A 21175-nucleotide genomic window follows, 5' to 3' on the forward strand; every position below is an offset into this window, starting at 1 on the left:
ATCAATCACCCACATCATGATTAAAAAAATCGGGATAGATGACGCATGTTAGAACGTTTTTTGAAGAGACTTCCTTTTTATAACAAGACCTGGTTTCAATTTATTTTATTCGTAATTAAGCGTTTCGAAGCTGATCGCTGCCGGGAACAAGCTGGCTCTCTCACCTACACAACTCTTTTTGCCGTTGTGCCGATGCTAACGGTATTTTTAGTTATTATTTCTTCAATTAAAGCGTTAGAACCAGCCAGACAACAGTTACAGCACTTAATTTATAGTAATTTTTTACCTAAAAGCACAATTGCATTTGATAAAGCACTTAATGCTTTTACTGAAAAATCTAGCAATTTAACTGTGATTGGCGTGTTATTTCTATTTGTCACCACAGTTTTAATGCTGACAACAATTGAAACTGTTTTTAATCGTATATGGCGAGTAAAAGAAACCCGTAGCGGCATTGTTGGCTTTATGCGTTATTGGACCATTATCTCACTTGGTCCGATTATTTTAGGCAGTGCATTTGTTATTTCATCAACTGTTGCATCTATGAACTTATTGAGTAATAACTTCACGGGCTATCAACTTGATGGTGCATTCTTGCTCTGGCTTATTTCTTTTGTTCTTACTGTTCTAGGTTTTTTCATTTTATATTGGACTATTCCCAACCGCACAGTCCCTCTATTTTCAGCAGCAATTGCCGCATGTTTGAGTGCTGTATTGTTTGAAATACTCAAAAATTTATTTAGCTTTGTGATGTCAAACTTTACCAGTTATGAAATCATATATGGTGCATTTGCAGCAGTGCCTATTTTCCTATTATGGGTCTTCTTATCTTGGAATATTGTGTTGCTCGGTGTCGAGGTGAGTTTTGCGCTTACTGCTTTTCACTCGGGTAAAGAACAAAAAAGACATCCCGTACTCATGCTACTTGATATTTTAGAATTATTTTATAAAAAGCAAAAACTCGGTGAAAGTGTAAGTGATAAAGAAGCATTGGCAATTTTAGGCCGTGGTGAGATTGGCCGTTGGCCCGCTTATGTTGTTTTGCTTGAAGAGCAAAATTTAGTGAAACGTACAGATAAAGATGAATATGTTTTAGTGCGTAATTTATCTCAAGTCGATTTTTGGAGCTTCTTTACTGCATTGCCTTATCCACTTCCTTTACGTCCGGATGTATTAAATGTACATGATGATGATGAATGGATGGAAAGAATTGGCCCTGCTTTAGTAGAATCAAATGACTATTTAGCTGCGAAACTCTCAATTCCACTTTCAACAATTTTTGAAGAGAAATAATATTCAACTCATAACAGGGCTTAACCTTTGTTTGGTTGGCCCTGCTTTAGACTCATCACAACTATTCCAGATAGCACTAAAATACTTCCAAAAATAAATTTAATTTCTAATTTTTCATTTAACAACAAAACACTAAACAGCACACCAAATAGTGGCGTCAGAAAAGAGAAAACTCCTAATCGTGAAGCTAAATAATTTCTGAGTAGCCAAAACCATAATAGTAAACTTGCAAAAGATACAATTAAAGTTTGAAAGCTTAAGCTTAGAATTGTTAAAGCTGTTAAGTGAATAGTTGTTTGACCTGTCAAAAAAGCGATTGAGATTAATAAAATAAAACAACCCGTTAATTGATAAAATAAAGTTTGAGTTGCTGGTGCTTGGGCTAAAGAAGATAAACGAACGATAATGGTACTCAGTGCCCATGCAAGTCCAGCCATAAGTGCATATAAATCACCTAATAAAACTTGCGCTATAGCTGGTGCATTTATAGCTGTGGTTGTAGGGTAAAATGTAATAATAATTCCCATAAAAGCTAGAGCAATACCTCCCCATTGTGCTCTGTTCAAGCGTTCAGTAGGAAATCTCCAATGTAATCCTAAGGCGACAAAAATTGGAGCGGTATAGAGTAAAACTACAGTGTGAGAAGTCGAAGTAAACTTTAAAGCTTCGGTAACGAAATAAAACTCTAATGAAAAAAATAAAGCGACAAGAGCACCAGCTTTACATTGCTGATAAGAAAACAGATGAATCGAATGATCACGCCACAATAAAGGTAGAACTAGAACTGCAGATAAACCAGAGCGTAAAGCAATTTGCATAATCGGTGAAATATCTGGTGCTGCTATTTTCAGAACCACCTGTTGCAGCCCTAAGACCATACATAAAAGCACCATTAAAGCCGAGGCTCTGGCATCCAGATTTTTGCGCTCTTCCATATAGCACCTTTCTTTATAGCGAAAAATCTGACTATAGAACTGTCTTATTTACATGATATAGTGAAAAACAGACAACACATAAGCAATTTCAGGCAATTTTCAAAGATGAAAAAATCAGCTCAACGTGTGCAAGATTTTCAGGAAATTCCTGCTCATAACGCCATCCCTGATTTGCTTTGGTTTCGTGTCCGCAATGCACCCGCAGAAACGATTTATCCTCAACATGCGCATGCATGGGGTGAGTTTATTTATGCGTTTAGTGGTGTACTCGAAGTTAATATTGATCAAATTAATTATTTAACTCCGCCTCCTTATGGGATTTGGTTACCGCCTTATACCAAACATAGCGGAATTAACCGCAATCAAGTGACTCATGCAACTTTATATGTTCATGAAAGTCTGTGCCAAAAGTTACCGCAAAAGGCAGGTATATTATTAACCTCCCCGCTTGTGCCTGCTTTACTTGATCACTTAAGGCAAAATCCCCAAGATGAAACCCGGGTCGAATATATACACCTACTCCAAGTTTTATTAGATCAACTCATAAAAGCTGATTTGGTCGGTAGTTATTTACCTACAACAAATCATCCAGCCTTAGCCAAAATACTAAATGATTTACATCAATGTCCTGCAGACAATAGTACTTTGCAAGAACTTGCTGAACGGAACAATATGACCGAAAGAACGTTAGCTCGTTACAGTCAAAAAGAGTTAGGAATGTCTTTACATGAGTGGAGACAAAGACTAAAAGTCATGAAAGCGATGACTATGCTCAATCAAGGTAAAACCATAGAAAATATTGCTTTTGATTTAGGCTACGCCAGTGCATCAGCATTTATATATATGTTTAAACGTTGGATGGGCTTTACACCAGACCAGTTCCGAAAGCTCTATCAATAAATTAATGTTGGGTATAATAAAAAACCCTATTATTGGTTCAATAATAGGGTTCAAAACTTAGTGAGGTAAATCAAATTATGCTTTCACAAAGGTTTCCCAAATAAAATCCTGAGTCGCACCATTCAAAGTCATTTTTAGCTGATCACCAGCATGTAATGGTCCTACACCCGCTGGCGTGCCAGTCATAATGACATCGCCCGGTTCAAGTGAGAACACCTGATTAATATCTGTTAATAGATAAGCTATATTAAACATGAGTAAGGCGGTATTACCATCTTGACGCAGTTCATCATTAATATGGAAAGTAAATTTAGTTTCTTCCCAATTCTTAATTTCACTTACATCTACCCAGTCCGCAAGTACGCATGAGCCATCAAATGCTTTTGCTCTTTCCCAAGGTTGACCTTTATCTTTTAATTCATTTTGTAAGTCACGTAATGTTAAATCCAATCCTAAAGTCACTGCACCAATGGCCTGCAATACTTTTTGCTGATCGGTTTCTCCTTTTAGTGGCTGATCAATACGTAAAACAAACTCACATTCGAAATGACAGCTACCCCAAGCAGGATTCCATGAAATACCTTCATCTAAACCAATCAAACTACTTGGAGGCTTGATAAACAATACTGGTCGTCCCGGCATTGCATTGTTCAGCTCTTTTACATGATCAGCATAACTTCTGCCCACACAAACGATTTTTGAAGGACGTGTTTTCATGAGGCTTCCTTTATTGTTGCGGCTAATAATTCCAATAACTTACTTCTTGAATGTATTTTCAAATATAGTTTGATCTGAAGCTTGAGCAAAGGCACGTTTCGGTACAATAATGACCGTTTTATTTTTTAACTCAAGCATATAAGTTAGTTTACCTTTGGCAAAAGTCTGTACATCACCATACTGTACAACTTGTTTACGGCCAGCGGCATAAAGCTCAAAGTAATCTTGGTATAAATCGATCCCCTGCTCGCTCTTACCAAATTGATAACGAACAAATTGACGTTTAAACATCATAGGTAAAAGCCAATAGCGCATTAAACCTTGCATAATCAGGAAAAAAATACCCAAAGCAACATAGTAGCGACCAACGCCTGATAAGCCTAAATAAAAACCCCAAATAACAATTGCAATACTAATAACAGGGGTTAAAAAACGTGTGAATTGTTTCTTTCCGAATGTCACCAAGCCAAACCCGTCTTGAGACTCTTCTAAATTTAAATAATAACGTAAAGATAAAGCGCTTTTTTGCTCGGTCATCACTATGTATCAATATTGAATAAATCGAAACTATTAGAGCATATTCATCTACGCTTTAAAATGAATCAAAAGTGATTTTTTATTTTTGCTCGAACTATAAAGCCTTCACTCATACAAGCTGCTTACTCGTTTCATATATAGAACGTAGATTCATATTTTTAAGGCTTATTCCATATCTTTAAATTTATAAAATACTTCTATTGTCTCTTTAGTGGAATACGTCATGTCTTTCTTTGCAAAACTATTTGGCTTAAATCAAAAAACGACAGCTCAAGAAGATGTGGCTTTAAAAGCCGCTCAAGAGCTAGAATCTTCAAATGAAACTTCTTTTATAGAACTCATTAAAAATCGCCGCTCTATTTATGCAATTGGAAATAACTTAAGCCAATCAAATGATGAAATTGAAAAGTTAATTCAAGAAGCAATCAGACACAGCCCTTCTGCTTTTAACTCTCAATCATCTCGCGCTGTCATTTTATTTGGACAATCACATCATAAATTCTGGGATACAGTTCTTGAAGTTTTAAAAAGTATTGTTCCAGCTGAAGCTGTATCTGGAACAGAACAAAAAATTCAAAGTTTTGCTGCTGGTGCAGGCACAGTTTTGTTTTATGAAGATCAGAACGTGGTTAAAGGTTTACAAGAACAGTTTGCAGCTTATGCTGATAATTTCCCGATCTGGTCAGAGCATTCAACAGCAATCGCACAATTTGCGGTCTGGAACATTTTAACCGAACAAGGTATTGGCGCTTCATTGCAACACTACAACCCAATTATTGATGAAAAAATTAATGTTTTATTTAATATTCCATCTGAATGGAAGCTAAGAGCTCAGTTAGTTTTTGGTTCTATTGAAGCTAAAGCTGGTGAAAAAACCTTTATTGATGATGAAAGTCGTTTTAAAACATTCGGATAATAGTTTTTTTGAATTTAGAACTTTTTAAAGCTGGTCGCCATGTGCACCAGCTTTTTTATTAGAATCCATATAAAATAGGCACAAAAAAACCGCTATATAGCGGTTAATTCTTCAAGTGGTGCGCTCAGAGAGATTCGAACTCCCGACCCCTTAGTTCGTAGCCAAGTGCTCTATCCAGCTGAGCTATGAGCGCGTACTTGATGGAGGGCATTATACGCAGTTTTTTCATTTTAGAAAGACCTTTTTCATCTTTTTGTCATCAAGCGTCTAGTTCTTAGCCATAATAAAATACCTCAGCAACATAGCTGTCCAAAAAAGGATTATTTGCCCATAAAATGTATTTGAAATATTTTTTTGCAATTAAAGTTTTCTGTCTTCATCTATCCAATTTGGGCATTTTGGCCAAATTGACAGAAATAAAAGCCTAGCTTTTTAGTCAGGATTATATAAATAATATATTTCTACTTATGCAAAAGTATTTTTATAAATAAAATTATTTAGCATTAATAATTATAAAAAATAATAATAAAATGAGAGAAACATACATTCATCTTCAAACTATATATTATAAAAAAAATTATTATTTTTATGTCTAAATCAGAATGAATAACTAATTGTCAAAATATTATAAGTATCAAATTATTTGAGTAGAAATATGCATTGACACTTTTTGAGATCTACCCAATACTAAATTTTAATTATTGAGAAACATATCTCAATAATTGCCTAACGCAATAAATAAATACTTACTTAAAAATACATAAATATACAGGAAATAGACCATCATGTTCTTACTGAAAAATCTCGTATCTTCGATAACAAAAGTTACTCAGGACCTGGGTAATGTTGTATCGGTGAATCCTGTTGTAAACACAGGTTCTCCTGTTAATGTAAACGTTTCTGACATAAATATTGCTAATGGAAATGTTTCAACATCAGGCTTACTCTCTAATGTACTTTCAACTGTAACCAATACAGTCTCGCATGCTACAACAGGATTAGTTTCTGATGTAGTGGGTACCGTAACTGGTACTGCAGGCTCAACAAATCCATTAGGAACCATAACCAATGTGGTAGGTGGTTTAACTGGTGGCGTGACTGGCGGTAGCCCTGTTGGTGGATTAACCAACGTTATTGGTGGTGTAACTGGCGCTATTGGCGGTGTAACTGGTGGTGCTACTGGTAGCAATCCTGTTGGTACCGTGACCGATATTATTGGCGGTGTCACTGGTGGTGTAGTCGGAGGCGGAACTTCTCCACTGGCACCAGTTGTTAACGTCGTACAAAGCGGTATTGACGTGCTACAAGGTGTCGAAAGTCTAAAAACCAACATTATTAATACAGGCATTAATACTGTTGCGGACACTGTAGTTGGCGTACTTCCTCAAACTGAACATCCTGTTACTGATATTGCTCACCTCGGTACATTAACTTTTGAAACTTCTCGCGATACTGTAAATGGTGCTTTAGAAACAGTTTCTCATTTAGTAGGTGGTGACATCCAAGGAGCTACCCAATCTGCAACAGGTATTCTGGGAACACTTGTTCATAACGGTTCAACTGCAACTGGTATTTTAACTGACATTCTTGGTGGGGTAACTGGTGCTATCGGCGGTGTAACTGGTGGCACTACTGGTGGTAACCCGCTTGGTACTGTGACTGATATCATCGGTGGTGTGACAGGTGCTATTGGCGGTGTAACTGGTGGCGCTACTGGTGGCAACCCGCTTGGTACTGTAACTGACATTATTGGTGGGGTAACTGGCGCTATCGGTGGGGTAACTGGTGGCGCTACTGGTGGCAACCCGCTTGGTACTGTAACTGACATTATTGGTGGTGTAACGGGCGGGATTATTGGTGGTGGTACATCTCCTATTTCCCCGGTTGTTGATGCCGTTCAAAGTGGTATTGATGTTCTTCAAGGTGTGGAAAGTTTAAAAACTAGCATTATTAATACAGGCATTAATACTGTTGCGGACACTGTAGTTGGCGTACTTCCTCAAACTGAACACCCTGTTACTGATATTGCTCACCTCGGTACATTAACTTTTGAAACTTCTCGCGATACTGTAAATGGTGCGCTTGAAGTTGTATCTGATTTAGTGGGCGGCAATATCCAAGGTGCAACTGATCATGCGACTGGTATTGTCAACACTCTCGTTTCAAATGGCACAACTGCGACTGGCATTTTAACCGACATTCTTGGTGGTGTAACTGGTGCTATTGGTGGTGTTACTGGTGGTACCACTGGCGGTAACCCGCTTGGTACTGTGACTGATATCATCGGTGGTTTAACTGGTGGCGCTACTGGCGGTAACCCGCTTGGTAGTGTGACTGATATCATCGGTGGTTTAACTGGTGGTGTTACTGGTGGTAACCCTCTTGGCACTGTGACTGACATTATCGGTGGTTTAACTGGTGGCGCTACTGGCGGTAACCCGCTTGGTACTGTGACTGATATCATCGGTGGTTTAACTGGTGGTGTTACTGGTGGTAACCCTCTTGGCACTGTGACTGACATTATCGGTGGTGTGACGGGCGGTGTTACTGGCGGTAATCCTCTTGGTACTGTGACTGATATCATCGGTGGTTTAACTGGTGGTGTTACTGGCGGCAACCCGCTTGGTACTGTGACTGACATCATCGGTGGTGTAACGGGCGGGATTATTGGTGGTGGTACATCTCCTATTTCCCCGGTTATTGATGCCGTTCAAAGTGGTATTGATGTTCTTCAAGGTGTAGAAAGTTTAAAAACTAGCATTATTAATACAGGCATTAATACTGTTGCGGACACTGTAGTTGGCGTACTTCCTCAAACTGAACACCCTGTTACTGATATTGCTCACCTCGGTACATTAACTTTTGAAACTTCTCGCGATACTGTAAATGGTGCGCTTGAAGTTGTATCTGATTTAGTTGGCGGCAATATCCAAGGTGCAACTGATCATGCGACTGGTATTGTCAACACTCTCGTTTCAAATGGCACAACTGCGGCTGGCATTTTAACCGACATTCTTGGTGGTGCGACTGGTGCTATTGGCGGTGTTACTGGTGGTGTAGGCGGTGATAGTCCACTTGGCACTGTAACTGACATTATTGGTGGTTTAACTGGTGGTGCTACTGGAAGTAACCCACTTGGCACAGTTACCGATATTATTGGTGGTGTGACTGGGGGCACAGCTGGCAGCAACCCTATCGGTGTCGTAACAGATATCGTAGGTAGCTTAACTGGTACAGGTGGCACAGATGTTATTTCTAACTTATTAGGTGGAGTAACTGGTAACTTAGGCGGAGTAACTTCTACAGTATCTAACGTAACAGACACGGTTCATACTTTAGTACCTCAGTCACTACTTACTGACCACTTCTTAAATATCTCTGTACATACTGTTTAATAATCTTCAAGAAAGCCACTGATAAAGTGGCTTTCTTTTTTAAATATATTTTTAAATATTAATTAATAATTAATTCATCTCTTGCCATCTATAATATTTCTTATGTGCTAGCTCCAACATTGTATAATCATTAGGAGTATCTCCATAAGCATAAATTGTAGAATATTGGGTTAGGTCATATTTATTTTTTATTCTATTTACTTTTTCTAAATAACCACAATCACCATTAATAAAATTACCCGTTAAAATACCATTATCTATTTCAAGTTGATTACAGATAACATCCAAACCTAAAGACTGACACCAACTTTCTAAATAAACACCCAATGAAGCGGATACCACAACAACCTGATCTCCTTGCTGTTTATGCCAGTGAATACGTTCTAAAGCATTTTCACGAATACAGGTAGGAATTACCGTTTTAGCAAACTCTTGTCCTATATATTTTAGAGAGTTTGCATCATAGCCTATATATCCCACCTGACAGAGCTTAGTTCGTATGGTTTTATCCGTTACCCATCCGAACTTATATCCTGCAATATAAGGCGCAAGCCGAAGACCACCTAATATTTGAGTTTTTCCACTCAAAGAGAATTTAAGAAATAAACTAAAAGTATCGTTATGAGTGATCGTGCCATCAAAGTCAAATAAAGCCAGATTCATTTATCATTATCTCTAATATAATTAAAAAGTTATAAATTTAGATTTTTAAAATTTTACTAAATAGCAGGCACAAAAAAACCGCTATAAAAGCGGTTAATTCTTCAAGTTGGTGCGCTCAGAGAGATTCGAACTCCCGACCCCTTAGTTCGTAGCCAAGTGCTCTATCCAGCTGAGCTATGAGCGCGTAACTTGTGTGCTTTTCAGCGATTCGTTCTGTTTTACTTGGTGCGCTCAGAGAGATTCGAACTCCCGACCCCTTAGTTCGTAGCCAAGTGCTCTATCCAGCTGAGCTATGAGCGCATTAAGTAAATGGCGGTGAGAGAGGGATTCGAACCCTCGATACCAGTAATAGGTATGCTTCCTTAGCAGGGAAGTGATTTCAGCCACTCATCCACCTCACCGGAACGAGCCGCCATAATACAAACTAAAACCTTATTGTTCAAGTCATCATACTGAAATTTTCTTATTTTTTCGTTCAATGAATTATTTTTTAAGCAATTTCCTTATTATTTTCGTCTTTTTCGATCAAACGCTTGTTAAGATAGATATTATTTCTTCATTAAAATACAGTAGCGCATAACACATTATTGCAAACCTAAACGTGCAGTTCGGGTCTGCATGACTTATGCTAAACTTATCTGCCAAGCGTGAAACCAAAAGACATGACAAAAAACTGGGCTGATCCCGAAGCGAAAGCTGAAGCTGAACGTTATGACAATCCTATTCCAAGCCGTACTCTAATATTAGATACGTTGGAACAATTGCAAACGCCGCAATCTCATGCAGAACTTGTTGACCATTTTCATATTCAAGACCAAAAAAGTATCGAAGCTTTAAGCCATCGCTTAAGTGCAATGGTTCGTGATGGCCAAATCATGAAAGAAGGGTTCAAGTTTCAGTTAGTGGCAGACCAACCAACCTATGAAGCCACTGTCTATATTAATAGTAAAGGTTTAGGCACTGCACATATTGATGGCCAAGATGATCTTTTGCTTCCTGAGCGCGAGTTACGTTTAGTCTTTAACGGCGATCGCGTCCGAGTTCGGCAGACCTCAGTAGACCGAAAAGGTAAACCGTGGGGTTTCATTACCGAGGTTCTCCAACACCGTGTAAAACAGTTAATTGGTAAATTGTCGATACACGAGGGTGAATACTTTATTCAACCCAATAATCCAAATCAGCATCAACCTATCCCATTAGAAAAAGAATTAGTTGCACATGCCAAAGCAAATGTTGGCGATATGCTTCGTGTTGCTATCGATACCTATCCAACCCGCGAAGAGTTTGCTACGGCGCATATTATTCAATCTATGGCCGATAAAGCGGATACAGAAATTATTATCCCACAAACCATTCTTGAGTTTGGCTTGCCTTATGAATTCCCAGATGAAGTTATAAAAGAAGCAGAAAGTTTTAAGGAACCTTCTGCACAAGACCGGGAAGGTCGAGTTGATTTAAGAGATTTAGCACTCGTCACAATCGATGGTGAAGATGCTCGAGATTTCGATGATGCTGTGTATGCAGAAAAACGTCCTGGGGGCGGTTATCGCGTTGTTGTAGCAATTGCTGATGTAAGCCACTATGTACGCCTAGGCTCGGCACTAAATGAAGAAGCAGAAGAACGTGGTACTTCAGTTTACTTCCCTCATTTTGTTTTACCAATGCTACCAGAAGCATTATCAAATGGATTGTGCTCACTTAACCCACACGTAGATCGTTTATGTATGGTCTGTGACTTGAAGCTCTCACGTACGGGCCGCGTAACTGGTTATGAGTTTTATCCATCGGTAATGCATTCAAAAGCGCGTTTGACCTATACACAGGTGGCGCAATACTTTGACGGTGCAACTGACGCAATTCCAAAAGATCGTGATATTCACAAATCGCTAAATACGCTTTTCCAGCTTTATCAGATTTTGAAAAATTTACGTGCTGATCGTCATGCAATGGAGTTTGAAACCATTGAAACGTACATGACTTTTGATGAGCTGGGCGGAATTAAAGAAATTTTGCCACGTACACGTAATGAAGCACACAAACTGATTGAAGAATGTATGTTGCTTGCTAACGTTGCTGCGGCTGAATATGCATTAGAACATGATATTCCAATGTTATATCGCGTACACGAAGCGCCTGAGTTCTCACGTATTCAGAAAGTAAAAGACTTTGTAAAACTTCTTGGCTTACCGTTCCCCGACCAACCAACTCAAGCAGATTATCAAAAAGTTATTGAGGCAACTAAAGACCGCATTGATGCGCCAAGCATTCATGCAGTGTTATTACGCTCAATGATGCAAGCTTACTATGGTGCAAAAAATGCTGGTCACTATGGTTTAGCTTATGAAGCTTATACACACTTCACTTCACCAATTCGCCGCTACCCAGATTTATTGTTACATCGTGCCATTAAAGCGCATCTTAAACAAAAGCCTTATCCGCTTTCTGGTGCGGCTTTAGATGATGCTGGTGAACATTTCTCTCAAACCGAGCGTCGTGCTGATGAAGCATCTCGTAGTGTAACGACTTGGTTAAAGTGCCACTATATGCAACAGCACTTAGGTGATGAGTTCATTGGTATTGTAAGTGCTGTCACTGAATTTGGTCTATTCGTTACTCTTAAAGATCTCTATGTTGATGGCATGATTCATATTAGCCAACTCGGCGATGATTTCTTTATTTATGATCAAGCGAGTCAAAACCTTATTGGACAAAATCGTGGTCAGGTTTTCGGTTTAGGCGATGAAGTTAAAATTCAGGTTGCTGGTGTAAATCTAGAAGAACGTAAGATCGATTTCCAACTTATTCAGCAAGTGACACATGCTGGACGAGTAGTTCGCAGTCGTGCCCCACGCACAACCAGAACAGCGGCACAAGCAACTGAAGAAGTTTTTGGCAAACCATCTACTCCTTCGAATGATGGTGAAAAACCTGTCCGTAAAAAGAAGGAAAAAGGTAAACCTAGTTCATATAGTAAAAAGTCTGGCAAAAAAACCTCTACGAAAACAGAAGCCAAGCCAGAAAAAGTAAAGAAAAAAGCGAAACCCAAAAAGAAAAAGTCGAATGCCAAGTCTAAGGCTGACTAATTCATAGATGTTTCTATTCCCTTTTATTAAGCTCCCAAGCATGGGGGCTTAATACTTTTAAAACGTTTATTTTCAAATTAAGCTTGATTTCCTGCCTAACAATACCTACATCTAATACTATGTTTAAAAAATAATGTGGCTATTAGCAATGACTTTACAGCAAGCGACTCTACCTACTCCCCGCTTTGACCAAATTACATTAGATAATTTAAAACAAGATATTCAACAAGCGATTCAAGCAGGACAAGAGTTCTTAAATACCCTTACGGCTGCACCATCCGAGACAGATCAGCAACTTGCCGTGCTTGAACAAATTGATGCACTTGAAAATAACCTCAGTGAATCATGGGGAGTGTTGTCACATTTAAATGCTGTGATGAGTAATGCTGAAACTAGAGAGGTCTACCAGTCGCTCTTACCTGCTTTAAGTGAATATTACACTCAGCTTGGCCAACATACGGCGCTGTACCAGACTTATCAACACATTCATGATGGTCAGAGCTATTCAACGTTAAGCCCCACAAAACAAAGTGCGATCCGCCTTGCATTACGTGACTTTAAACTTTCTGGCGTTGCTTTAGAAGGTGAAGAGAAAAAACGCTATGCAGAAATTTCTGCACGTCTTTCACAGCTTTCTTCGGACTTCTCAAACCATGTACTTGATGCGACACAGGCTTATTTTAAACCACTGACAGAAGATCAGCTAAAAGGTCTTCCAGAAAGTAATGTTGAGTTATTAAAACAGTACGGCAAACAGCGTGAGCTTGATCAAGCAGTAGCAACTTTAGATTTCCCAGCTTATTTTGCCATTATGACCTATGCCGATGACCGTGCTTTGCGAGAAGAGCTTTATAAAGCTTATGTCACTCGTGCATCAGATCAATCTGAACAAACAGAATTTGATAACAGCAAGATTATGGAAGAAATCTTGAGCCTTCGCCAAGAGATGGCAAAACTACTTGGTTTCAATAACTACGCTGAATATTCTCTTGCTAGCAAAATGGCTCCAGATGTTAAAACTGTTCATGACTTTTTAGCCGACTTAGCTGAGCATGCACGTACCCCTGCTCTCCAAGAAGTTGCTGAGCTACAAGCCATTGCCAAACAAGATGGGATTGATGAGCTCAAACCTTGGGATACCACTTACTATTCTGAAAAGCTTAAACAACAACAGTTCAATTTGTCACAAGAAGCATTAAAGCCTTATTTCCCTGCTCCGAAAGTCATTCAGGGTTTATTCCAGATTGTGCAGCGCCTATACGGTATTAATATTGTTGAACGTGAAGCTCCAGTTTGGCATCCAGATGCACGTTATTTTGAGTTAGAAGACCAAGGCCAAGTGATTGGTGGGTTCTACTTTGATTTATATGCACGTACTGGTAAACGCGGCGGTGCATGGATGAGTGGCTTCCGCTCACGTATGCAAACTGTTCATGGTTTACAAAAACCAATTTGCTATATGGTGTGTAACTTCACACCACCTGTAGGTAACCAGCCTGCCTTATTAACTCATGATGAAGTCATCACCTTATTCCACGAATTTGGCCATGGCTTACACCATATGCTCACTGAAGTAGATAATATCTCGGTTGCAGGTACTCACGGCGTTGCTTGGGATGCAGTCGAGTTACCAAGTCAGTTTATGGAGTTTTGGTCATGGGATAAAGAAAGTCTGGATGTTTTAAGTGAGCATATTGAGAGCAAGCAGACCTTACCTCAAGAGTTACTTGATGCTTTATTAAATGCACGTTTCTTCCAGTCTGGTATGCAAACTTTACGTCAGCTTGAATTTGCATTGTTTGATTTAACCATTCATACCAAAACACCAGCATTAAATAGTGAGCAAATTCAACAGACTTTAGATGAAATTCGTAAACAATATGCAGTGGTACCAACTGTTGAATACAATCGTTTCCAACATAGCTTTAGTCATATTTTTGCAGGCGGCTACGCAGCGGGTTACTACTCTTACAAATGGGCGGAAGTTTTAGCAAGTGACGCATTTGACCGTTTCGAAAATGAAGGTATTTTCAATACTCAAACAGGTAAAGAATTCCGCCAAGCAATTTTAGCTGTAGGTGGAAAAGACACTGCTCTTGAAGCATTTGTGAATTTCCGCGGTCGTGAGCCAAAAATTGATGCGTTGTTACGTCATCAAGGTTGGACGAATGACAATAAAACCGCTTAAACTATGGACCTAAATTGATCGTGTGGTTAGGGTGATAAAGATGAAAAAACGTTTCATTGCTGGAGCTAAATGTCCAAAATGTGAAGCCATAGATCGGATTGTCATGCTAACCACCGCTGAAGACGAATGGATTGAATGTATCGAATGCGGATATAGCGAAAATCGACCGACTCATGTTGATGAGCCCGAAACGTCTGCTATACCTGATGAAGTTGGAGTAATACAGTTCAAGCCTCGTCGTTCTGACCAAAGGTCTTAGACATGCCACTACAAAGAAAACAAAACTCAAAATTATTGTGGATTTTAATTGGGGGCTTAAGCATTCTCGTAGTGCTTTTTTTCGCAGCACAATGGTTTTTCAAAAAAACTGAATCGTCAGCGCCAATGGTTGATCCTCAACCAGCCTCGACACCTGTACCTCAAAAAACGACACAACCATCTGCAAGTTCGGAGCCTGTAGCTCAAACACACACTGCTAATTCGCAGCAACTTATAAATGAAGATGTGCTCAAACAGCCTGTACCTGCGCAAGAGTCTTTAGCAAAAGAAGAAGTTTCTAAACTTAATGACATTCATCAGCAGCTGCAAGATCAGGAAGCAACACTAAAAGCCCAGCATGCCGATGCAGACCAACTCATTAAGTTAAAAGAAGAGCAAGTAAAACTCCTTGAAGCTCAGGTTAAACAGCAATAGTATTTATTTAAATCTCATTATGATGCAAAAAGCTAGTTCACTCTGAACTAGCTTTTTTATTTATTAAGAATTTTTATATCAAAATAACTACCACATAAAAAAACACCCTCCTTAAAGAGGGTGTTTTTATTGAGCTTACATATTTAGACTATTGGTACCAACCAAATAGTTTGAGAACTAATGGAGCATAAGTGACTAATACCAATGATGAGAACAAAACAATAATTGGTAATAACCAACGTTCATAACGGTAATAGAAACTTGTGTACTTCTCTTTCGCTTCTGCATCGGCAGCATTTACCTCATCATCACCAACGGATAACCGCGTCAATAGATGGTTCAAGGCAACTGGTGGGGTTACATAACCAAACTCGAATGCAACCAATACAATCATCCAGAAGTGAATTGGATGAATACCATTTTCGTAGGCTACAGGTGCAATTGTTGCTGCTACTAAAATTACCGCACCAAATGGATCGGTACACATACCAATAATGGCAAGTAGTAATGCAATAAATGCGAGCGAAATATAAATATTACCCAAATGAGTCGGCAACATTTCAACAATTTCGGTACGCTCGATTAAACCACCCACACTTGCTGACAATGCCATCAAAATAATAAGTGCACCAATATGTCCAACTGTTTCTGATGTTGCAAAACGTAATGCTCCACCAAAACCTAGACGGAACTGTGAACTATGCGGATCGTGTGACTGTAAAAATGGAGATTTTTTCTCATGTTCACGAACAATTGCTTCATGAATATTTAAAGCTGGTGCCTCTTTAGGCATAACCATTTTATCGTACAAGATCATTGCAATCAGCACGAGTGGCAGAATTACTGGTGCAGTAAATTCGTTCATTCCGGTATCTAATGCATATTTATAAAATGCAAGAACAACTACAGTGATCAAGATGTATGGAATAACAGGTACAAAAGCACGCGCCATACCTGGAAGTGCTACTTTCGGCGAGTTCACGCGGAATTTCTCTTCTGCCAAGAAAAGAGAGACACCCAAGAAAATAAATGCAGTTAACCAGAAGACATAAATACCATGTCCAAATAATTCATCAGATGTAACATGACGGCTGTCCAACATGGCGATTAAAACTACCAAAAGACAAGGACGCACCACTACACCTAGTGAACCAGACATTGCAGATACAGCAAGTGCATATTGACGGCGAGCACCAGCATTCCAAACTTCTTTATAAATAATCGCACCGGCTGCGATAACGAAAATTCCAGAAGCGCCCGTATAAGCAGTCGGCACAGCAGCAGCGATTAAAATTAACCAAGTTAAAGTTTCTGGTGCCAGATTCCATGGACGAAGTACGTTTAGGAATAAATCCATAACACGTGTTTGCGTGAGCAACATACCCGCCCAAATAAATAAGGCAAGGTTTAAGAAAATGCCCGAGAATTCTACCAACTGACCTAGGTAAATCCCTTGGCCCATTGGATAATCCATAAAGAACGTAAAAGCTACACCTGTAATCACAGCCATATACGCATACAAAGGTACACATAATAAAGCTAGGCCAATATTGCCACCCTCACGTTTTGGCGCAGGGGAAACAAATAGCTGATAAAGGCTAATTAAGGTCAGAATGACAAACAAGATCATCCATAACCAATAAATAATGATTGTTTCATGAGTTGGAGAAACCCCTGAATTAATCACAGAACGGTACTGGCTAATTACTGAAGAACTGAGCAATGCATTACCAAGCAACATAAAGAAGGCATACACTTTGTAGTCCAGCTTTGTTGCAGGGTTACGTAAACCAATATGGTGAAACTTTAACGATGCAGTAATCGCTGAAATCAAAACCATAAAGACCAGCAAAATTGCGCGATTTTCTGTACCAAATTTAAATATACCAAAGAAACCCGTTTCAATCGTACGATATGTACGTACCCCTGGATGTGCTTCAATATATTTAATGGTTTTATCATAAGCCAAATATTTATCTTCACATTGCTGCTGTGCTGCTAGTAAGGATGCACGGACATCACTTTCTGAAGCTGCACCAAAGAAGCTTGCGAAATCATCAGATGCATTCGCTTTCATTTGCTCTTTTACTTGAGCATCAATATTTGGGTGTCGATCACAAGATGGCTTTTCAGGCTCAGCACGCAAAAACGAATATTGCATGCCTGAAGCAGGGTCACCATAAAGGCGTTCCCCGATACGTAATAATTGTCCGTGGATCATTTCCCCGGTACCAATTATGAGCGTCATTAATAACAAAATGAGGATCACGAATGTTGAGATCCATTCGTTCCATACATAACCCAGCAGACCTAATCCAGATCTTTTTTCTTGATATTCTTGCATAAATATTCCAATTTTGTTCTCTCAAATCCCTCATAACAAAGGCTTTGAGTCATGCAATTTCCTTGGTCAGGGGTATCGTCCATTCCCCTTCTACCAATCCCTTTATTCAACGATCAAATTTGCATCAAACTTTATCAATAAAGAATGACTAAAATCTCTTTTTTAACAGTTTGTATTGTCAATCTTTCTATTTGAATCTTTGTATTAGCCAATAGCATCCTCCAAAGATTGCACCGCCTATCGCCCCATATAAATGAGCTTCGGTTAAAACAGGACTTCCAATCAGCTGTGCTGTGCCTGTTTGACCAAATGTATTTTCCCAAATTAGCTTGGCGATAATTAAACCTAAAACCAGTAATGCAAAATTCCGCTCTTTACGGTATTGCAAATAAACTAAAGCAACAGCCGTATACAGCCCATGGAGCACTCCAGATAGACCGGCATATGCATCGATATAAGGCAAATAAAAATAGAAAACCAAACTAATAAAAGGCGGCAGAAGAAAAAGAAGACTTAAAATATGCCACACTTTGGTATGCGGAAATATGAAGGGCAAACATGCAAATGCCATCATATTTAATAAAAAATGAATCCAGCCGACATGTACCCAGTGTGCTGTCCACAAACGCCAAAATTCACCAAGTAAGCTTTCGCGCCAATAAATAAAATAGTCTGGAAATACCTGTAGACATGCAGAAACAGAAATGCACCCTGCGACCAAAAGCACTTTTTTATTGAGTACATGATCTTTCATAGCACACTCCTTTTAAAACTGAACTCCTTACGATTAATACGAAAATCAGTAGTAACGCAAGGAGTGAGTTTCTTCAGATCTTTTTACTGTGCAGGTGCAGTTGTTGAGTCAGCTGGAACTTCTGATGCAGCCCCACCATCAAATAACTCATCCAGTTCTGCTGAACCTTCGTTTTTCTCATCCCAGAAATGAGACATACCACCATCGCCTGTACGAACACCGGTATGCTCAGTCCAGTAACGGTCAGAAATGCCACGAACGATTAAACCAGCCATACTATCAATTAACTTAAAGTTCGGATTAACTGGTTTATCATCTGCTTGAGATGCTGCATATGTTTTTAATGCATCACGGATTTTTGCATCGTCACCACTCGCCTGAGCAGCTACAGCATAGAGTGCGTGAGACAAACGAACACCTTTTTGTTCACCAATTTGGACTGACTGTTTTAAAGTCTCATACGGATCAGGCTTACCTTCGTTAGCCCCTGGTAATAAAGTCCAGATCACCGCACGTGTTGCATTTGGTGCCCCCCAGAACTTTTGGTTATCAAGGCAGACCATACCACGCTCTACAATAGCAGCGATATCTTTCGGAACATTGACAGAACCACCTGAGTTAATATCATTCGTCACCGCTTGAAGACCGCTGATCATTCCAAGTAGATATACAGTCTGATCAGTATCACTACGCATAGTTGGACATGAGTCACCTAAATGGTACTTATATTTAGATTCCCAACGATCAGCGAATAATTTATAGCCGGTATATTGGCGTTCAGCAGCAATAGCAGCCCAACGCTTCTGCGCAATACGTGCATCTTGAGCTTCTGTTACCTGTCCTGCTTTTGAAGCGCGCAAGTAACGTAGCTCCTGTTCTAATGCTTGGTTTTCCGCGCATACACCTGAAGCAGCATACATTAAGACAGCAACACGAGTAGGATCTGCACCCATACCCTTAGTCGACATGATTGCAGGAGTTAAGGCACTACCAGTATTACAAACCATTTCAGCATCTTGCATTGCTAAAATAGGTGGAACAACGTGCTTTTCCGTAAAACCTAAAGCAACATTTGCTCCACTTTTCACGACGTATGAACAACCTGATAAAACTGAAGCTGCAAGAAAACTCATCGCCAAACCTTGGCTTATTTTTTGGACTTTAGACATCTTCCTGTCCTCGATGTAATTTGTTTTTTCCTTTTCAGATGTACATTAGCAGATGCATATCTTGAATAAAAGAGTAATTACTCTAATTGTAGCGCTTATACTTTGACACACTTCACAGCAGATAAAATTGACAGTTTTTCAGGCAAACAAAAATTTTAGGCAAAAAAAAGTAGCATTGCGACGGTTCAGCACATGCTACTTATTAACTGGGATAAGCTTTTAACGGCTTATATTATTGTTGTTCTATATAATCCTTGAGTAAAGTTCCTGCTCTTCCTACTACTACAGCCATAACAACTGCAATTAACAGAAACATCCACATTGAAATCTCCATGAGAGACCTCCTTACTACATTCGCACCCAGTAAAACTGGACACTTGATGAAATTAATCGATTAACCAATTAAACTATTGACTGACCGACGACCTTTGCATCCTCTGTCTCTTAACTTTGCTATAATTAGCTTTATTAAGATGTTCCCTGAGTAAAGTTCCTGCTCTTCCTATCACCACTGCCAGAATGATGGCAATGACCAAGAACGACCATGTTGGCATCTCCATTTGAGACCTCCGACACACTTTACATTGGTGTTTGTACTTTAACCGATAGAATAATAACCATATTGAGAAATTGTCCGACAATTAGCTTTCTTGCTCTTTTTTCTGTATTTTAACTAGACAATTTAAATTTCCTGAAAAGAAATAAATATTAATTATTTGATTTTTAATGCTTTTAAATAAATATACAAATGTAGAATTGTCTAACAATTAATAAAATTTTTCTAAGGTTTTAAGTTGTTTCCACTGAGATAGAGGCATTTGATCAAACCAAATAACAGAAGTTAATGTCTTATGCCCTTCAAAATAGACCACTATGAAAATCTGATAATCAATTATTTTTAAAATCTCTACCCGAGAAATTGTTTGTTCTGAATGAAAGCTAAGTGACCATAATTTTTGATCTAAATGAGCAATTTGAGCGAGCTGTGGCCGCTTTAAAAAGAAAATAAAACTTATGAATAGTAAACTGACCGTAACCAACCACCATAATATTGGTAGGAGTTGATAAAATAGAATTACCAAACTTAAGCCAATAAAAAACTGAAATATAATCGCAAAACGGCTATATTTCAGTTTGAAATTCAAATGGTTGACCAAAACTAATCAGCCATGAACATAATGCTTTAATTTATGAATAAAATCACGTAATTCTGTACGCGGCGGTTCAGATACTTCCATAAACCAGTCAAGTAAATCAGGATCTTCCTGCTCTACTAATTCAGCAAATAATGCTTTTTCTGCTGGATCTGCCTTTAAATAATAATTTTTCACATACGGGTCAAAATAGACATCAATTTCCTTTAAACCGCGGCGTGCGCGATAAACTACTTTACGTTCTTCCAAGGTCATTTCTTCAGACATTTATTTCCCCATCTGCGTTGATAGTGCGCCTAGTTTACCTGATCACATAAGAAAGTTCGCTAAAAATCTCAAATTGACCAAACTTATCACTTCATAGCTATAAATGAGCATTCATCACATTGTTAGACCTAGTAAGCTTCCCGTATGTTTAGACTTATAACATCAAG

General features: G+C 38.9%; 17 protein-coding genes and 4 tRNA genes. 8 read left to right on the forward strand and 13 right to left on the reverse strand.

Features of this window, described 5'->3' with window-relative positions:
* Nucleotides 1-45 precede the first annotated feature (45 nt).
* The gene (locus CSB87_RS07095; protein WP_002050751.1) at nt 46-1293 is read left to right on the forward strand and encodes a YihY family inner membrane protein; all 1248 of its coding nucleotides are present in this window, start codon (nt 46-48) and stop codon (nt 1291-1293) included.
* A gap of 20 nt (nt 1294-1313) precedes the next feature.
* Here CSB87_RS07095 and CSB87_RS07100 read toward each other — a convergent pair whose 3' ends face one another.
* A complete protein-coding gene (locus CSB87_RS07100; RefSeq protein ID WP_006582613.1) occupies nt 1314-2228 on the reverse strand; it encodes a DMT family transporter in 915 nt (304 codons plus the stop codon).
* Between the two features lie 105 nt (nt 2229-2333).
* Between CSB87_RS07100 and CSB87_RS07105 the strand changes: the two genes are divergently transcribed.
* Entirely contained in the window at nt 2334-3128 is a 795-nt protein-coding gene (locus CSB87_RS07105; protein WP_031953362.1) for an AraC family transcriptional regulator, read from the forward strand.
* 75 nt (nt 3129-3203) lie between these two features.
* Here the strand turns inward: CSB87_RS07105 and CSB87_RS07110 are convergent, their stop codons facing one another.
* Together CSB87_RS07110 and CSB87_RS07115 are read right to left on the reverse strand one after the other, a co-directional pair.
* Entirely contained in the window at nt 3204-3872 is a 669-nt protein-coding gene (locus CSB87_RS07110; RefSeq protein ID WP_228131598.1) for a fumarylacetoacetate hydrolase family protein, read from the reverse strand.
* A gap of 12 nt (nt 3873-3884) precedes the next feature.
* Entirely contained in the window at nt 3885-4382 is a 498-nt protein-coding gene (locus CSB87_RS07115) for a YcxB family protein (protein WP_004711841.1), read from the reverse strand.
* A 223-nt stretch (nt 4383-4605) separates the two neighbouring features.
* Here CSB87_RS07115 and CSB87_RS07120 point away from each other — a divergent pair, with 223 nt between their 5' ends.
* A complete protein-coding gene (locus tag CSB87_RS07120) occupies nt 4606-5298 on the forward strand; it encodes a nitroreductase family protein (RefSeq protein ID WP_004711840.1) in 693 nt (230 codons plus the stop codon).
* A gap of 116 nt (nt 5299-5414) precedes the next feature.
* On the opposite strand, the gene CSB87_RS07125 is transcribed toward CSB87_RS07120, so the two are convergent.
* Nucleotides 5415-5491: transfer RNA gene (locus tag CSB87_RS07125), tRNA-Arg, on the reverse strand.
* Nucleotides 5492-6083: 592 nt separating this feature from the next.
* Between CSB87_RS07125 and CSB87_RS07130 the strand changes: the two genes are divergently transcribed.
* Nucleotides 6084-8693 (forward strand): beta strand repeat-containing protein, encoded by a 2610-nt coding sequence (locus CSB87_RS07130; RefSeq protein WP_106105056.1) that lies wholly within the window; start codon nt 6084-6086, stop codon nt 8691-8693.
* Between the two features lie 69 nt (nt 8694-8762).
* Here CSB87_RS07130 and CSB87_RS07135 read toward each other — a convergent pair whose 3' ends face one another.
* The 4 genes from CSB87_RS07135 to CSB87_RS07150 form a co-directional block, all read right to left on the reverse strand.
* Entirely contained in the window at nt 8763-9356 is a 594-nt protein-coding gene (locus CSB87_RS07135; protein WP_031953369.1) for an HAD family hydrolase, read from the reverse strand.
* 107 nt (nt 9357-9463) lie between these two features.
* Nucleotides 9464-9540: transfer RNA gene (locus tag CSB87_RS07140), tRNA-Arg, on the reverse strand.
* 39 nt (nt 9541-9579) lie between these two features.
* A tRNA-Arg gene (locus CSB87_RS07145) sits at nt 9580-9656 on the reverse strand.
* A gap of 10 nt (nt 9657-9666) precedes the next feature.
* A tRNA-Ser gene (locus CSB87_RS07150) sits at nt 9667-9757 on the reverse strand.
* A 261-nt stretch (nt 9758-10018) separates the two neighbouring features.
* On the opposite strand from CSB87_RS07150, the gene rnr reads away from it, so the two are divergent.
* From rnr to CSB87_RS07170, 4 genes are all read left to right on the forward strand, one after another.
* Nucleotides 10019-12439 carry a ribonuclease R gene (gene rnr / locus CSB87_RS07155; RefSeq protein WP_002049749.1) on the forward strand — a complete coding sequence of 807 codons (2421 nt, stop codon included), beginning with the start codon at nt 10019-10021 and terminating at the stop codon, nt 12437-12439.
* 133 nt (nt 12440-12572) lie between these two features.
* Nucleotides 12573-14627: a M3 family metallopeptidase gene (locus CSB87_RS07160; RefSeq protein WP_031953371.1), complete on the forward strand. Its 2055-nt coding sequence runs from the start codon at nt 12573-12575 to the stop codon at nt 14625-14627.
* Between the two features lie 40 nt (nt 14628-14667).
* Nucleotides 14668-14886 carry a YheV family putative zinc ribbon protein gene (locus tag CSB87_RS07165; protein ID WP_031953372.1) on the forward strand — a complete coding sequence of 73 codons (219 nt, stop codon included), beginning with the start codon at nt 14668-14670 and terminating at the stop codon, nt 14884-14886.
* Between the two features lie 2 nt (nt 14887-14888).
* Nucleotides 14889-15320, forward strand: coding sequence for a hypothetical protein (locus CSB87_RS07170; RefSeq protein ID WP_031953373.1), 432 nt, complete (start codon nt 14889-14891; stop codon nt 15318-15320).
* 148 nt (nt 15321-15468) lie between these two features.
* On the opposite strand, the gene CSB87_RS07175 is transcribed toward CSB87_RS07170, so the two are convergent.
* From CSB87_RS07175 to CSB87_RS07195, 5 genes are all read right to left on the reverse strand, one after another.
* Nucleotides 15469-17664 (reverse strand): TRAP transporter large permease subunit, encoded by a 2196-nt coding sequence (locus CSB87_RS07175; protein ID WP_006580689.1) that lies wholly within the window; start codon nt 17662-17664, stop codon nt 15469-15471.
* Nucleotides 17665-17851: 187 nt separating this feature from the next.
* Nucleotides 17852-18418, reverse strand: a complete 567-nt coding sequence (gene rrtA, locus CSB87_RS07180; RefSeq protein ID WP_004711824.1) for a rhombosortase — start codon at nt 18416-18418, stop codon at nt 17852-17854.
* Nucleotides 18419-18501: 83 nt separating this feature from the next.
* On the reverse strand, nt 18502-19587 hold the full coding sequence (locus tag CSB87_RS07185) for a hypothetical protein (RefSeq protein WP_002049690.1): 1086 nt from the start codon (nt 19585-19587) through the stop codon (nt 18502-18504).
* A gap of 767 nt (nt 19588-20354) precedes the next feature.
* Nucleotides 20355-20744 carry a hypothetical protein gene (locus CSB87_RS07190; RefSeq protein ID WP_031953374.1) on the reverse strand — a complete coding sequence of 130 codons (390 nt, stop codon included), beginning with the start codon at nt 20742-20744 and terminating at the stop codon, nt 20355-20357.
* Nucleotides 20745-20750: 6 nt separating this feature from the next.
* Nucleotides 20751-21008 (reverse strand): succinate dehydrogenase assembly factor 2, encoded by a 258-nt coding sequence (locus CSB87_RS07195; protein ID WP_002049719.1) that lies wholly within the window; start codon nt 21006-21008, stop codon nt 20751-20753.
* Nucleotides 21009-21175: the final 167 nt, after the last annotated feature.

Source organism: Acinetobacter sp. AR_0276 (genome assembly GCF_003000705.1).
GTDB lineage: Bacteria > Pseudomonadota > Gammaproteobacteria > Pseudomonadales > Moraxellaceae > Acinetobacter > Acinetobacter nosocomialis.